The sequence below is a fragment of the Fontimonas sp. SYSU GA230001 genome, assembly GCF_040066175.1.
Classification (GTDB): Bacteria; Pseudomonadota; Gammaproteobacteria; order Nevskiales; family Nevskiaceae; genus Solimonas.
Genome location: NZ_JBEAAM010000012.1, coordinates 80,179 through 93,549 on the forward strand (window position 1 = coordinate 80,179; position 13,371 = coordinate 93,549).

Consider the following 13,371-nt stretch of genomic DNA (forward strand, 5'->3'; position numbering starts at 1 on the left):
GACGCGGCACGCCGCGTGCATCTCGCCGCCGGGTGCGGACAGGGCATGAATCGAGGGAATCGGGGATGAAGGGCTTCAATCGCGGCATCGTGGCGGTGCTGGCATTGCTGATCGGCGCTGCGGCCGTCGCACAGGAGGACGCTGACGACGCACCGATCGACGACCGCCCGCCGGCCGACGAGGCCGAGTCACCGGCGCTGCCCACGGCCGAGTCGCTGACCACGATCGCGGTCGAGCCGCTGCGCGCGCCGGCACCGCCACCGGCCGCGTCCGACAGCGAAGAGCCGCGCCAGATCGAGGAGATCGTCGTCACCGCGCAGAAGACCCGGCAGTCGCTGCAGAAGGTGCCGATCTCGGTCACCGCCGTCGGCGGCGAATTCATCGCCGAGGTCGGTGCGCAGGACCTGGCCGAAGTCTCGCTGTACGTGCCCAACGTGCGCGTCGATTCCGACGATCTGGGCTCGCCGCAGATGTTCATCCGCGGCTTCGGCACCAACTCCTTCAATCCGAGCTTCGAGGCTTCGGTCGGCCTGGTGCAGGACGAGATCTACTACGGGCGCGCCGGCTATTTCACCGAGTCGATGTTCGACGTCGATCGTGTCGAAGTGCTGCGCGGCCCGCAGGGCACGCTATTCGGCAAGAACACCGTCGCCGGCGTGTTCAACGTCAGCAGCGTCGCGCCCGAGGGCGAACTGACCACCACCGGCCGTTACACCCACGGTTCGAACGGCGCGCAGCGCCTCGAAGCGGCGATCGGCGGCGATCTCGGCGACTGGGGTGGCGCGCGCGCGGCGGTGTTGTGGCGACGCCAGGACGGCGAGGTTTACAACCAGTACCTGGACCGCGACGAGGAGAAGATGGACCAGCAGGCCGGCCGCATCCGCGCGCGCTGGTATGTCGCGCCGGAACTGCGCACCGAACTGCTGCTGCAGACCTCGGAGACGCACACGGCGTTCTGGCCGTTCCAGCTCTACAAGCTCGACGACGACACGCGCGCCTATCTGGAGCCCTTCGATCCGGACATCGAGGACGATCCGTACAACTTCCGCACCTCGTTCGATACGCCCGGCACTCTCGACAAGGGCCACGACACCGTCGCGCTCAACACGCAGTGGCAGCTCGGCGAGGTCGCCGGTCTCGACGAGCTGACCTCGGTGCTGGTGCTCGGCTATTCGACCTTCTACATCGACCAGCTCAACGAGCTGGACGTCTCGCCCGCCGACATCTCGCGGCTCGACAGCCACGAGGATCACAAGCAGCTCAGCGCCGAGCTGCGCTTCCACGGCAACGCCGGCAGCCTGTTCGGCCTGGGCACCGGCGCCGAGTTCGTCGCCGGCGCCTTCTTCTACCGCTCCGACTACACGCTGTTCGCGCGCGTGCTGGCCGGGCAGGATCTGGGCTCGTACCTGCTGACTTCGGATTTCCGCCAGCTCGCCGGCTGCAACGCGAGCGTGGACGACTCGCTCGACCCGGTGCTGCAGCCCCTGCTCAATCCGGCGCTGTGCTCGGACGGGCAGAGCATCCCCGGCATCCCGCTGATCGGCGAGCTGCTCGCCGCCGGCATCGGCGACGACTGGTACCAGTTCGACTACGACCAGCGTGTCGATGCGGTCGCGCTGTTCGGCCAGCTCACCTGGGAACTGGGCGAGCACTGGGCGCTGACGCCGGGCCTGCGCTACAGCACCGAGCGCAAGCAGGTGCTGTCCGCGGGCAACGCGCACTGTCGGCAGAAGGACGCGGCACCCGATCCGAGTCTCGCTCCGCCCTGCGCGATGGCGACGTTGCTGCAGGCCGACAACTACACCAAGCCCGACCTGCGCCGCAGCGAGAGCGACTACTCGCCGAAGATCACGCTGCAGTATTTCGCCAACGCCGACGTCGGCTTCTATGCTTCGTGGGCCAAGGGTTTCAAGAGCGGCGGCTTCAATGCGATCTCGTTCACCGACCAGGACCTCGAGTACGAGCCGGAGAACGCGCAGACCGTCGAGCTGGGCATCAAGTCGCAGTGGTTCGACCGCACGCTGCGCATCAACGCGACGCTGTACCAGACCAAGTTCGACAACCTGCAGGTGCTGGCCTTCAACGGCGTGTTCTTCGACGTCAGCAACGCCGCCGCGGCGCGCTCCAAGGGCCTGGAGGCGGACCTGATGTGGCTGACGCCCTGGGAGCCGCTGACGCTGATGGCCTCGATCGGCCTGCTCGACGCGCGCTACGACGAGTACGCCGGCGCGCCGGCGCCGATCCGCAACCCCGAGACCGGCGCGCTGCAGGTCGGCGCGAAACAGGATCTGGGCGGCCAGCGCATCGCCTACGCGCCGCGCGCCACCGGCACGCTGACGCCGGTGCTGACGATCCCGCTCGGCCGCTTCGTCGGCAAGCTGTCCGGCGACCTCATCTACCAGGGCGACCAGTACACCGACACCGACCTCGACGTGAATGCGCACGTCGATCCCTACACCCTGTATTCCGCGCGCTTCATCCTGTCGAACGCCGAGCAGACCTGGTCGGTGTCGGTCGGCGGCGCCAACCTGACCGACGAGCGCGTGCTCAGCCGCTCGGTGGACGCGCCGTTCTTCCCCGGCACCTACTTCACGCAGCAGATCAGCGGCCGCCAGCTGTTCGCGGCGCTGAGCCTGACGTTCTGATCCGGGTCATGCGCGCGCAGCCGGGCATGCCCATTGGGCTTGCCCGGGTCCTCGCTCAGCGCGCGTCGTTGAGCGCCCAGTCGTAGGCGTCGCCGGCGATCGACGAGATGCCGGCGAGCTGTTGCGCCAGCGGCGGCGCCGCGTACCGGCGCAGATGGGCGATGACGCCGGCGTCGCTGCCGCCGAAGTCTGCCTTGAACCAGGCGTAGATGCTGGACACGTACAGCTTGCCGCGCTCGACGCGCGCGCCGCGCGGATGATTGACGTAGGCACGCGCGGCGGCATCCAGCAGAGCGTCCAGGTTCGCCGCGGTGTAGGCGCGGTCCTGCAGGTTCGGACAGCCCAGTGACGCGCAGTTCAGCGCGTAGTGCGTGCGCGGATCCTGCCAGATCGGCCGCAGGATGCGGTGCTCGATGTCGTCGAGCGACACGTCCTCGTCCTCGATGCGCAGCAGCTTGCGGCGCCATGGCCCGCGCGCGAACCAGCCCGGCGAGATGTTGATCCTGAGGATGCTGTCCACCGGGTAATGGTCGAGCACCGTATCGACCGTGAGCGCGTTGTACAGGTTGATCCAGTACGCGCGCTGCTCGGCGCGGGCGAGCCGCGACACCGGCACCGACTCCAGTCGCTGCACGTAGTGCTTGAGGACCGCCCGGTTCGCCGGATCGATGCGCGCATACGGCAGCCGGTGGATGCCGTCCGCGGAACTCTGCACGTACCGGCTCAGGAACGTGTCCCAGACGACGTGATCGACGCTGCGGACGGACGACTCGTCATGGACCGTCCATCGCGGCCAGAGGTCGGCCCTGGGCGCGGCCTGCGCCGCGCTGCCCAGCGACGCCAGCAGTGCCGCGAACAGGGCCCCCCACTCAATGCGGACGATGCGCGTCCAGCCACGTGCGCACATCGGCCGTGACCGCGTCGCGACAGAGATCGTTGAGCAGTTCGTGGCGGGCATCGGGATAGATCTTCAGAGTGACGTCGGTCAGACCGGTGTCGCGGTAGAGCCGTTCCAGCCCGCGTGCACCGGCTGCGCCGCGGCAGGCCGGGTCGGCGGCACCGTTGATCAGCAGCACCGGCAGCGTCTTCGGGACGCGCGCCAGCCGCTGCGGGTCGGAAAGCTGCGCGCCGGCTTCGAGCAGCTCGATCCAGGTCGCGGTCGAGCAGCGGAAACCGCACAGCGGGTCGGCGACATACTTGTCCACCTCCGCGGCGTCGCGCGACAGCCAGTCGAAGGCCGTGCGCGTCGGCTTGAAGCGGCGGTTGAAATCCCGGAAGGCCAGCGCCTCGCCGACCGCGCTCGGATGGCGACGGCCGAACCACAGAGCCTCGGCGCGGACCAGCGCCAGGCCGACCGGCCGCAGCGGCCCCATGTCCGCGCAGCTCGCCGACAGCACCGCCCCAGCCAGGTCCGCGCCGTGCTCGACCAGATAATGCTGCAACAGGAACGAACCGCGGCTGTGGCCGAACATGAACAGCGGCAACCGCGGATGGCGGCGCTCGATCTCGCCGCGCACGGCATTGATCGCCGACAGCGTGATGCGCCAGCCGTCGTGGTCGGCGGTGTGGCCCAGCTCGTCGGTGGAGCGGACGCTGCGGCCGTGGCCCGGCAGATCCTGCGCATAGACGGCATGGCCGGATGCGGTCAGCGCTTGCGCCAGCCGCGCGTAGCGGCCGGCGTGCTCGGCCATGCCGTGGATGAGCTGTACCACCGCGCCGGGTTCCGCGTCGGGCAGCCACGCATGGACATGCGCGAAGCGGTGCCGGTCCAGATTCAGCTGGAATTGCGTACTGCGCACGGTGTAACTTCCCCCGGACTCAAGAACGGCCGTCACTTGCGGCTCTCGAACGCAAGTTTGGCATACACGGAGGAGCGTCCGATGACAGCCTTGCTGGCGATCGACCAGGGCACCACGAGCAGCCGTGCGATCGTTTTCGACCGGCTCGGCCGCAAGCAGGCGATGGCGCAGCGCGAGCTGCCGCAGCACTTCCCGCAGCCGGGTCACGTCGAGCACGACGCCGACCGCATCTGGGACGACACCCTGGCCTGCGTGCGCGAGGCCTTGCAGAAATCCGGACTGGACGCGAAGGCAGTTGCCGGCATCGGCATCACCAACCAGCGCGAAACCACGGTGATCTGGGAGCGCGCCACCGGCCGGCCGATCCACCGCGCGATCGTCTGGCAGGACCGCCGCACCAGCGCCTTCTGCCAGCAGCACCAGGACCGCTCCGCCTGGCTCAACGCGCGTACCGGCCTGCTGCTCGATCCCTATTTCTCCGCGACCAAGATCGCCTGGCTGCTCGACCAGGTGCCCGGCGCGCGCGCCCGCGCCGAGAAGGGCGAACTGGCCTTCGGCACCATCGACAGCTGGCTGCTGTGGAAGCTCACCGGCGGCGCCGTGCACGCCACGGACGCCACCAACGCCAGCCGCACCGCGCTGTTCAACCTGCGCACGCAGGATTGGGACGACGAACTGCTGGACTTCTTCCAGGTGCCGCGCGCGCTGCTGCCGACGGTGCTCGACTCGGCGGCGGACTTCGGTTCAACCGATGCCGCGCTGTTCGGCGCACCGATCCGCATCGGCGGCATCGCCGGCGACCAGCAGGCCGCGACCGTCGGCCAGGCCTGCTTCGCCCCCGGGATGATCAAGTCCACCTACGGTACCGGCTGCTTCATGGTGCTGAACACCGGCGATGAGCTGCGCCTGTCGAAGAACCGCCTGCTCTCGACCGTCGCCTACCGTCTGAACGGCCGCCCGACCTACGCGCTCGAAGGCAGCATCTTCGTCGCCGGCGCCGCCGTGCAATGGCTGCGCGACGCGATGCACCTGATCAAGGCCGCCGGCGACACAGAGAGCCTCGCCAAGTCGATCGAGGACACGCAGGGCGTCTACCTCGTGCCCGCCTTCACCGGCCTGGGCGCGCCGTACTGGGATCCCGAAGCGCGCGGTGCGATCTTCGGCCTGACCCGCGACACCGGCATCGCCCACATCGTCCGCGCCGCGCTCGAATCCGTCTGCTACCAGACCAACGACCTGCTGCAGGCGATGGCGCAGGACGCCGTCGCCCCGACCGAGCTGCGTGTTGACGGCGGCATGGTCGTCAACGACTGGCTCACCCAATGCCTCGCCGACGTCCTGCAGATCCCCGTCGTGCGTCCGCAGACCGTCGAGACCACCGCGCTGGGCGCGGCCTTCCTCGCCGGGCTGCAGAGCGGCGTCTATGACTCGCTCGACGACATCGCCAAGCTCTGGCAGGCCGATCGGCGCTTCACGCCGGCGATGGCGCGCGATCGTGCGGAACGGCTGTATGCGGGATGGCGCAATGCGGTGACGCGCGTGCGTTCGGTTCAAGCCACGGTCAACCTGGGCGATGCGATGCACCTCTCAGGGTGACGGCTGCATCAGCTCCAACCGTGTCGGCCCAACGCCTGATTCCTGCACGACCGTTTCCACCTCGCCCGCCGCGCTGAAGTGCGGCGTGCCGGCGGGGACGACGAGCACGGTGCCGGGTGTGAACGGCCGAAGCTTCGCGGCGTCGAACTGCGCGCCTTCCGCGAAGTAGTAGAAACCGCCGAGCACCGTCACCGTGCGCGTGTCGGGATGGCGATGCGGGGCGGCCTGCGTGTGCGGCGCGAAGCGGGCGCGAATCGTGTAAGGCCCGGTCTTGGGGTCGCCGGCGACGACGGCGATGCCGACACCGGGGACGTTCGGGTCGGCGCGGTAGTCGAGCTTCTCGGGGTGCACGACCTGCACGGTCGCAGGGGGCTGTGCGTACAGTGCGACCGGCACGGCGAGCGCGGCCAGCCGCAGCAGCGCATTCGAGACGAGCGTTCTCATGGCGATGGATTCAAGCCGCCTGCACGCGGTGGCGCAAGCCCGGTACCCGCACCGCGTTCACGCCGCTTCGATCAGCGCGAGCAGCCGGTCGCAGGCGCCGCGGTTGGCCGCGACGGCGGCGCGCGCTGCGCTGCCCATCGCCTCGCGCCGCGCGGTGTCGGCCAGCAACGAACGCAGCACTGCGGCAAGACCGGCTGCGTCGATCTGCAGGCCGCCGCCGGCTTCGAGCAGCAGATCGCGCGCGGCGACGAAGTTGTGCATGTGCTGGCCGAACAGCACCGGCTTGCCGAGCTGCGCCGGCTCCAGCACGTTATGACCGCCGACCGGCACCAGAGAACCGCCGACGAAGGCCAGGTCCGCGGCGGCGAAGTACATGAACATCTCGCCCATGCTGTCGCCGAGCAGCACATGCGGCGCGAGACGTGAGGGGTGAGCCGTATCCATAGCGCTGCGGCGTGTACAGCTCAGGCCTGATTTCTCGACCAGCCGCGCCACCGCGTCGAAGCGCTGCGGATGGCGCGGCACCAGGATCAGCAGTGCGTCAGGCCGGGACTGCAGCAACAGGCGGTGCGCCGCGAGCGCCGCGTCCTCTTCGCCCTCATGGGTGCTCGCCGCGATCCACACCGGCCGCTGCGCACCCAGACGTCCGCGCAGCGCCTGCCCTGCAGCGATCTGCGCCTCCGGCACGGCCTGGTCGAACTTGATGTTGCCCAGTGCGCTGATACGCTCCGCCGGCGCGCCGAGCGCGCGGAAGCGCTGCGCATCCGCCTCGCTCTGCGCGGCGATGCGCGTGCAGTCGGCCAGCGTCGATGCAGTGAAGCCGCGCACGCGGCCGTAACCCCGGAACGAGCGCGGCGACAGGCGCGCGTTGGCGATGATCAGTGGAATCCGTCGCCGGGCCAGTGCGCGGAACAGGTTCGGCCACAGCTCGGTTTCCATGACGACGACGCGCTGCGGGCGCATGCGTCCGAGAAAGCGTGCGACGACGTCGGGCAGGTCATAAGGCGCATACACGTGCACGATCCGGTCGCCGAGCGCCGCGCACACCCGCGCGGAACCGGTCGGTGTGGTCGTCGTCACCAGCACGCGGCCCGGCCCGTGACGCTCGATCAGCGCGCGAATCAGCGGCAGCGCCGCCAGCGACTCGCCGACCGAGACCGCATGCACCCACACCGCGATCGGTTGCGGCGGACGCGGCACCAAGCCGAAGCGTTCGCCGATGCGCTGCCGGTAGCCGGCCAGCTCGCGCGAGCGCCACAGCAGGCGCAGCAGCACGAAGGGCGTGAGCAGGTACAGCAGGACCGTATAGACGACACGCATCCGCACAGCGTAGCGGTGTCGCCGCGGCCGCCACAACGCGACCGTTACAATGCACCGATGGCCGCGCCCGCGTTCGAAGCCGCCCTGCTGCACCCCCGACACTGGCCGACCTGGCTGGCGGTCGCCTGCGTCTGGATGCTGAGCTGGCTGCCGATTGCGGTGCAGAGAACGCTGGGCGCCGGGCTGGGCCGGCTCGCCGGCGTGCTGCTCAAGCGCCGCCGTGCCGTGGTGCGCGTCAATCTGCGTGTCGCCTTTCCGCAGCTGTCCGAGGCCGAGCGCGAACGCCGCGTCGGCCAGCACTTCGCCGAGATGGGCAGGGGCGTGTTCGAGACCGCGCTGGCCTGGTTCGCGCCGGACTGGCGCCTGCGCCGGCTCGGCGAGGTCGTCGGCCTGGACAACCTGAAGGCGGCGATGGCGGACGGATCCGGCGCGCTGCTGCTGACCGGCCATTTCACGACGCTCGAACTGGGCGCGCGCTTCCTGTGCCTGGCCGGCGTGCGCTTCCACGCGATGTACCGGCCGTACAACAACGCGGTGATGGACTACCTGATGCACCACTGGCGCGAAGGCCGCTCCGGCCTGCCGGCGCTGGCGCGCAACGATCTGCGCCCGCTGGTGCGCGCGCTGCGCAGCGGTCATGCGATCTGGTACGCGCCCGACCAGACCCTCGACAAGAAGCTGAGCGTGCACGCGCCCTTCTTCGGCGTGCCGGTACGCACGATCACCGCGACCGCGCGCCTCGCGCAGATGGGCCGGGCCAAGGTGGTGCCCTATTTCCCGCAGCGTGTCGGCGGCCGCTACCGCGTGCACATCCTGCCGGCGCTGACCGGCTTTCCGACCGATGACGACCTCGCCGACGCGACCCGGATCAACCACGTGATCGAGGACGGCATCGCGCTGGCGCCGCTGCAGTACTTCTGGGTGCACAAGCGTTTCAAGGGGCTGCCGCCGGGCACGCCGCGGATTTACTGAACGGCCGCGCGTTCCCGTTTCCACCGGGGGAATCGGCGGCTCGAACTGGTATAGTTGCGCCCAGTCGAAACACGCTTCGCAAGAGGGGGTTTTCCCGCATGTCCGCGCTCCGCCGCACCGCCGTACTCGCCGCGGTCCTGCTCCTGTCGCCCGCCGCGTTCGCGGACAGCGTCTCCACGCAAGCCCAGGTCCTCATCGAGCAGGGCAAGGCGGGCGACGCGCTGCAGCTGCTGGACAAGCACCTGGGCAAGAACCCGCAGGACGCGGAGGCGCGCTTCATGCGCGGCCTGGCGCTGGTGCGTCTGGACCGCAACAAGGACGCGATCCGCGTGTTCGCCGACCTGACGCGCGACTATCCGCAGCTGCCGGAACCGTACAACAACCTGGCCGTCCTGTACGCCGCACAGGGCGACTACGACAAGGCACGCGAGGCGCTGGAAGCGGCGCTGGCGACCCATCCGAGCTACGCGACCGCCCACGAGAATCTGGGCGACATCTACGCCGCGCTGGCCGGCGCGGCCTACAACCGCGCGCTGGCGCTGGACGAGTCGAACCAGATGCTGCGCCGCAAGCTGTCGCTGATCAACCAGCTCGACAGCAGCGCCGCCCCGGCCGTCGCGCCCAAGGCGCAGCCGGCCCCGGCCACCGCACCGGCCGTGGCCGCTCCGACGACCGCCGTGCAGACCAGCACGCCGCCCGCCGCGGACGCCGAAACGCGCGCGGCGGTCCAGCGCGCGATCGACGCCTGGACCGGCGCCTGGTCGAAGCAGGACCTGAACGCCTACTTCGCCGCCTATGCGGACACGTTCACGCCGGAAGCGGGCCTGTCGCGCAGTGCCTGGGAGGCGCAGCGCCGCGACCGCATCGGCAAACCCAGGCGCATCCGCGTCGCCGCCCGCGATCTGCAGTTCAACGCCGTCAACGACAAGCAGGTGCAGGTCAGTTTCCGTCAGGAATACGAGTCGGATACCTTCGCCGACGTCACGGCCAAGGCGCTGGACATGGTGCTGACCGCGGGCGGCTGGAAGATCGCCCGCGAGTACACGCGCTGATCGGGACACTGCGCCGCCACGACGATGACCGCTTCGATACGCGCAGCCGCCACCGCTGCCCTGTTCGCCGTCGCGCTCGCGGGCACCGCGGGCGCCCAGCAGGGGCCGGAACAGCAGTTCAGCGCCGCGGTCGATCTGCTGCGTGCCGGCCGCGCCAGCGACGCGCTGTCGGCGCTGGAATCCCTGACCCGTCGCGAGCCGACCTTCCGTCTCGGCCAGCTGTTCTACGGTGAGCTGCTCGCCGCGCTCGCCGGCGTGCGCCGCGACGCCCTGATTCCGCAGGGACCGGACACCGACCCGCGCCTGCGCGATCTGGCCGAGGAAGCGCGCATGCGCCTGGCCGGCGAACGTTCGGCACCGGCGCCAGGGCTGGTGCCCAGTGCATTCCTGCAGCTGTCGCGCGGCTTCGAGCACGCCGTCGTCGTCGATCTGCCGAAGGCGCGGCTGTACGTGGTCCAGAACGACGGCAGCGGCATGCACGTGGTGCGTCACCACTACGCCGCGATGGGGCGCAACGGCTATGGCAAGCAGACCGCCGGCGACCTGCGCACCCCGGTCGGCCTGTATCACGTCACCCAGTGGATCGGCGACGAGGCGCTGCCGGAGCTGTACGGTGCCGGCGCGCTGCCACTCGACTATCCGAACGCCTGGGACACGCTCAACAAGCGCACCGGTTCGGGCATCTGGCTGCACGGCGTGCCGCGCGACACCTATACACGGCCACCGCGGTCGAGCGAGGGCTGCGTGACGATGGCCAACGCGGATCTCGACGCACTGCGCGCTTACGTCAAGTTCGGGCGCACGCCGGTACTGTTGAGCGACCAGCTGGACTGGGTGCCCGCCGGCAAGGTCGAAACCCTGCGCGACAGCTTCCTCAAGCGGATCGAGGACTGGCGGCGCAAGTGGTCGAGCAAGGACACCGAGGGCTACCTCGCGTACTACGCGGACGACTTCACGGTGGATGGCATGGACCGCAAGGCGTTTGCCGCGCACAAGCGACGGGTCAATGCGTCCAAGAAGTTCATCGACGTGCGTCTGAGCGACATCAGCGTGTTCCAGTATCCCGGCACCGGCGACGAGATCTACATGGCCGAGTTCCAGATGGAATACAGCTCCGACAACTACGCGGTGACCACGCGCAAGAACCAGTTCTGGCGCCGCAACGGCTCTGGCAGCTGGCAGATCGTCCGCGAGGTCAATCAGTAGTCGCGCCCGCCGCTTTCCGGCGGCCGTCCCGCGCGCGGCTGGAAACGGCTTTTCAGCGCGCCCCGTTCCAGGGATGATCTTCGAGGCGGAAGTACAACGGCGCCTCCTCCTGCAGGTTCTTCTCCAGCCAGGCCAGCATGTCGGCCCAGATGCGCTGCTGCTGCTGCGCGCTGGGCATGATGCCGGCGTGCGGCAGCTCCAGCGTGATCACCGGCACGCCGATGTTCATGCCGGCGAAATTGCCCAGCGAGCCGGGGTAGGTGCCGAGCTGGTGCAGGTGCAGGAAGCCGAAGCGTTCCGGCGGCTCGCGCGGGCCGTCGAAGTCGAGCACGCCGAACGGCGCGTGCACCGAGACGATGACGTCGGGCTTGAAGGTCTGGATCTCCCGCACCAGCCAGCGTGTCTCCGGTTCCGACAGCGCGTGCGGGCCGGGAAAACGGCGCGGGTCGCGCCCGGTGCGCGTCTCCCAGTAGGCGAGCGCGTCGGTCTGCCAGTCCCGGGTCGGGAAGTTGCGGTTGAGATCGACGCCGTTGGCATTGACTCGCGTCGGCGGCCGGATCAGCAGGCCGTCGGGATTGACGCAGGGATAGACCCGCCAGTGGAACGGCTGGAAGCGGCTCATCGCCAGATGTTCCATCCACTGGAACACGATGCTGACCGACGACAGCTCGTCGCCGTGGATGCCGCCGAGCATCAGCACGCGCTTGGGCGTCGTGCGCCGCGAGGTCGGCGGGTAATCGCGGTACAGCAGCGGCACGCCGTGCGCGCTGGCGCCGTCGGCCATCTGCACGCCGGCCCTGAGGCAGCGCTCGACGCCGACGCTCTGCAGGCGCCCGCCGATCAACTGGCAGGCGATCTCGGTGGTCGCCAGCGGCGGCATCACCGATGCCGGCGCGGCGGCCGGGACGGCGCCTCCAACAAAAAGCCCGGCGAGGAGCCGGGCGATCAGGCCGCCGGTACGTTGTCGCCTGTCAGCGGCCCGCACGTTCCTTGCGCACTTTGTCGATGAGGAAGTCGATGGCCTTGGTGGCCTGGTCGAAGCCGCCCGCCATCGCCGCGCTGGTGACGTACTTGCCGCCGACGACCACGGTCGGCACGCTGCTGATGCCGTAGCTCATCGCCAGCTGCTCGGCCTTGCGCACGCGCGCATCCACGGCGAAACCCCGGAACGTCGCGTTGAACACGTCCGGCAGGATGCCGGTGTTCTTGTTGAACACGTACTGGATCTGGTCTTCGGAGTTCAGCGGCATGTGATCCTGCTGGATCGCCTCGAACAGCGGCTTGTGCATCTTCTCGCCGACGTTGAGCGCCTCGGCCGTGTAGAACGCCTTGGCGTGCAGCACGCCTTCCTTGCGGCCCAGCGTGCTGGGCACGCGCACGAAGTCCACGTCGCCGGCGCGCCGCTTCGCCCAGGCCTCGATCGTCGGATCGAAGGCATAGCAGTGCGGGCAGCCGTACCAGAAGAATTCCGCGACCTCGATGCGCTTGGGATCCGCGGGCTGCTGCACCTCGCGGACCTTCTTGTACTCCTTGCCTTCGGTGAACGTGGCGGTGTCCTGCGCGGAGCAGGCGAACGCGAACAACGCGAAGAAGGCAGCCGCACCGCCGCGGATCATGGAGCGCATGTCGAATCCTTACTGAAGACCGTTGACGTAGGACGCCAGGGCGTCGATCTCCGCATCGGAGAGCTTGGCTGCGACCGCGGCCATGGTCTTCAGGTTCCCGTCCGGCAGCGGTTTGGCCGATTCGGTGCGGAACACGCGCAGCACGTTGCCGACGTACTTGGCATGCTGGCCGCCGATGCGCGGATAGCCCGAAGGCACGACGCCGGCGCCGCTCGGGCCGTGGCAGGCGGCGCAGGCCGGCAGGCCGCGCGCGGCATCGCCGCTGCGGTACAGCTTCTGCGCGACCGGGATCGCGGCCTCGCTGGCCACGCCCGGCACGAATGGCTGCGCCGCGAAATAGGCGGCGAGGTCGCGCATGTCCTGGTCCGACAGCGCCGCGGCCTGGGCGTTCATCAGCGGATTGACGCGCTGGCCGTTCTTGAACCAGTTCAGCTGGTCGTAGAGGTAACGCGCGCCCTGGCCGGCGAGCTTCGGCCACTCCGGATTGGCGCTGTTGCCACCGGGGCCGTGGCAGGCGACGCAGGCGGTCGCCTTGGCGGCGCCGGCTTCCGCGCTGCCCTGGGTGAAGGGATTCCCGTTCGCCTCGGCGGCCATGGCCGCGAAAGGCGCACACAGGACGGCGGCGAGCAGAACATGCTTCATTGTGCTAGGACTCCGGAAAAAGACGGCCGTGGCAGTGCCCCAACGCGGAACCGCGGCAACGGCATGGATG

The 13,371-nt window shown here is 69.4% G+C and carries 12 protein-coding genes; 5 read left to right on the forward strand and 7 right to left on the reverse strand.

Going from position 1 to position 13,371, the window contains the following annotated elements; all coding sequences use genetic code 11:
* The first annotated feature begins 65 nt into the window (after positions 1-65).
* Complete coding sequence (locus AAG565_RS07820; protein ID WP_348819015.1) at positions 66-2,645, forward strand: TonB-dependent receptor; 2,580 nt, start codon at positions 66-68, stop codon at positions 2,643-2,645.
* A 55-nt stretch (positions 2,646-2,700) separates the two neighbouring features.
* Here the strand turns inward: AAG565_RS07820 and AAG565_RS07825 are convergent, their stop codons facing one another.
* Complete coding sequence (locus AAG565_RS07825) at positions 2,701-3,552, reverse strand: DUF547 domain-containing protein (RefSeq protein WP_348819016.1); 852 nt, start codon at positions 3,550-3,552, stop codon at positions 2,701-2,703.
* A complete protein-coding gene (locus tag AAG565_RS07830; protein WP_348819017.1) occupies positions 3,515-4,444 on the reverse strand; it encodes an alpha/beta hydrolase in 930 nt (309 codons plus the stop codon). Before AAG565_RS07830 ends, AAG565_RS07825 begins: the two co-directional genes overlap by 38 nt.
* Positions 4,445-4,525: 81 nt before the next feature.
* Between AAG565_RS07830 and glpK the strand changes: the two genes are divergently transcribed.
* A complete protein-coding gene (gene glpK, locus AAG565_RS07835) occupies positions 4,526-6,040 on the forward strand; it encodes a glycerol kinase GlpK (RefSeq protein WP_348819018.1) in 1,515 nt (504 codons plus the stop codon).
* On the opposite strand, the gene AAG565_RS07840 is transcribed toward glpK, so the two are convergent.
* Positions 6,032-6,484 (reverse strand): cupin domain-containing protein, encoded by a 453-nt coding sequence (locus AAG565_RS07840; protein ID WP_348819019.1) that lies wholly within the window; start codon positions 6,482-6,484, stop codon positions 6,032-6,034. The two genes, glpK and AAG565_RS07840, sit on opposite strands and share 9 nt — an antisense overlap.
* A 57-nt stretch (positions 6,485-6,541) precedes the next feature.
* Positions 6,542-7,804 carry a lipid IV(A) 3-deoxy-D-manno-octulosonic acid transferase gene (gene waaA / locus AAG565_RS07845; RefSeq protein ID WP_348819020.1) on the reverse strand — a complete coding sequence of 421 codons (1,263 nt, stop codon included), beginning with the start codon at positions 7,802-7,804 and terminating at the stop codon, positions 6,542-6,544.
* A gap of 57 nt (positions 7,805-7,861) precedes the next feature.
* Between waaA and lpxL the strand changes: the two genes are divergently transcribed.
* The 3 genes from lpxL to AAG565_RS07860 all read left to right on the forward strand — a co-directional run bounded on the left by lpxL (position 7,862) and on the right by AAG565_RS07860 (position 11,034).
* A complete protein-coding gene (gene lpxL / locus AAG565_RS07850) occupies positions 7,862-8,776 on the forward strand; it encodes an LpxL/LpxP family Kdo(2)-lipid IV(A) lauroyl/palmitoleoyl acyltransferase (protein ID WP_348819021.1) in 915 nt (304 codons plus the stop codon).
* Positions 8,777-8,874: 98 nt separating this feature from the next.
* Positions 8,875-9,828: a tetratricopeptide repeat protein gene (locus AAG565_RS07855; protein WP_348819022.1), complete on the forward strand. Its 954-nt coding sequence runs from the start codon at positions 8,875-8,877 to the stop codon at positions 9,826-9,828.
* Positions 9,829-9,852: 24 nt separating this feature from the next.
* Positions 9,853-11,034 carry a L,D-transpeptidase family protein gene (locus AAG565_RS07860; RefSeq protein ID WP_348819023.1) on the forward strand — a complete coding sequence of 394 codons (1,182 nt, stop codon included), beginning with the start codon at positions 9,853-9,855 and terminating at the stop codon, positions 11,032-11,034.
* Positions 11,035-11,086: 52 nt separating this feature from the next.
* Here the strand turns inward: AAG565_RS07860 and AAG565_RS07865 are convergent, their stop codons facing one another.
* The 3 genes from AAG565_RS07865 to AAG565_RS07875 all read right to left on the reverse strand — a co-directional run bounded on the left by AAG565_RS07865 (position 11,087) and on the right by AAG565_RS07875 (position 13,301).
* Positions 11,087-11,914 (reverse strand): M14 family murein peptide amidase A, encoded by an 828-nt coding sequence (locus AAG565_RS07865; protein WP_348819024.1) that lies wholly within the window; start codon positions 11,912-11,914, stop codon positions 11,087-11,089.
* A 91-nt stretch (positions 11,915-12,005) separates the two neighbouring features.
* Positions 12,006-12,659, reverse strand: coding sequence for a thiol:disulfide interchange protein DsbA/DsbL (locus AAG565_RS07870; RefSeq protein WP_348819025.1), 654 nt, complete (start codon positions 12,657-12,659; stop codon positions 12,006-12,008).
* A 9-nt stretch (positions 12,660-12,668) separates the two neighbouring features.
* Positions 12,669-13,301: a c-type cytochrome gene (locus AAG565_RS07875; RefSeq protein WP_348819026.1), complete on the reverse strand. Its 633-nt coding sequence runs from the start codon at positions 13,299-13,301 to the stop codon at positions 12,669-12,671.
* Between the last annotated feature and the right edge of the window lie 70 nt (positions 13,302-13,371).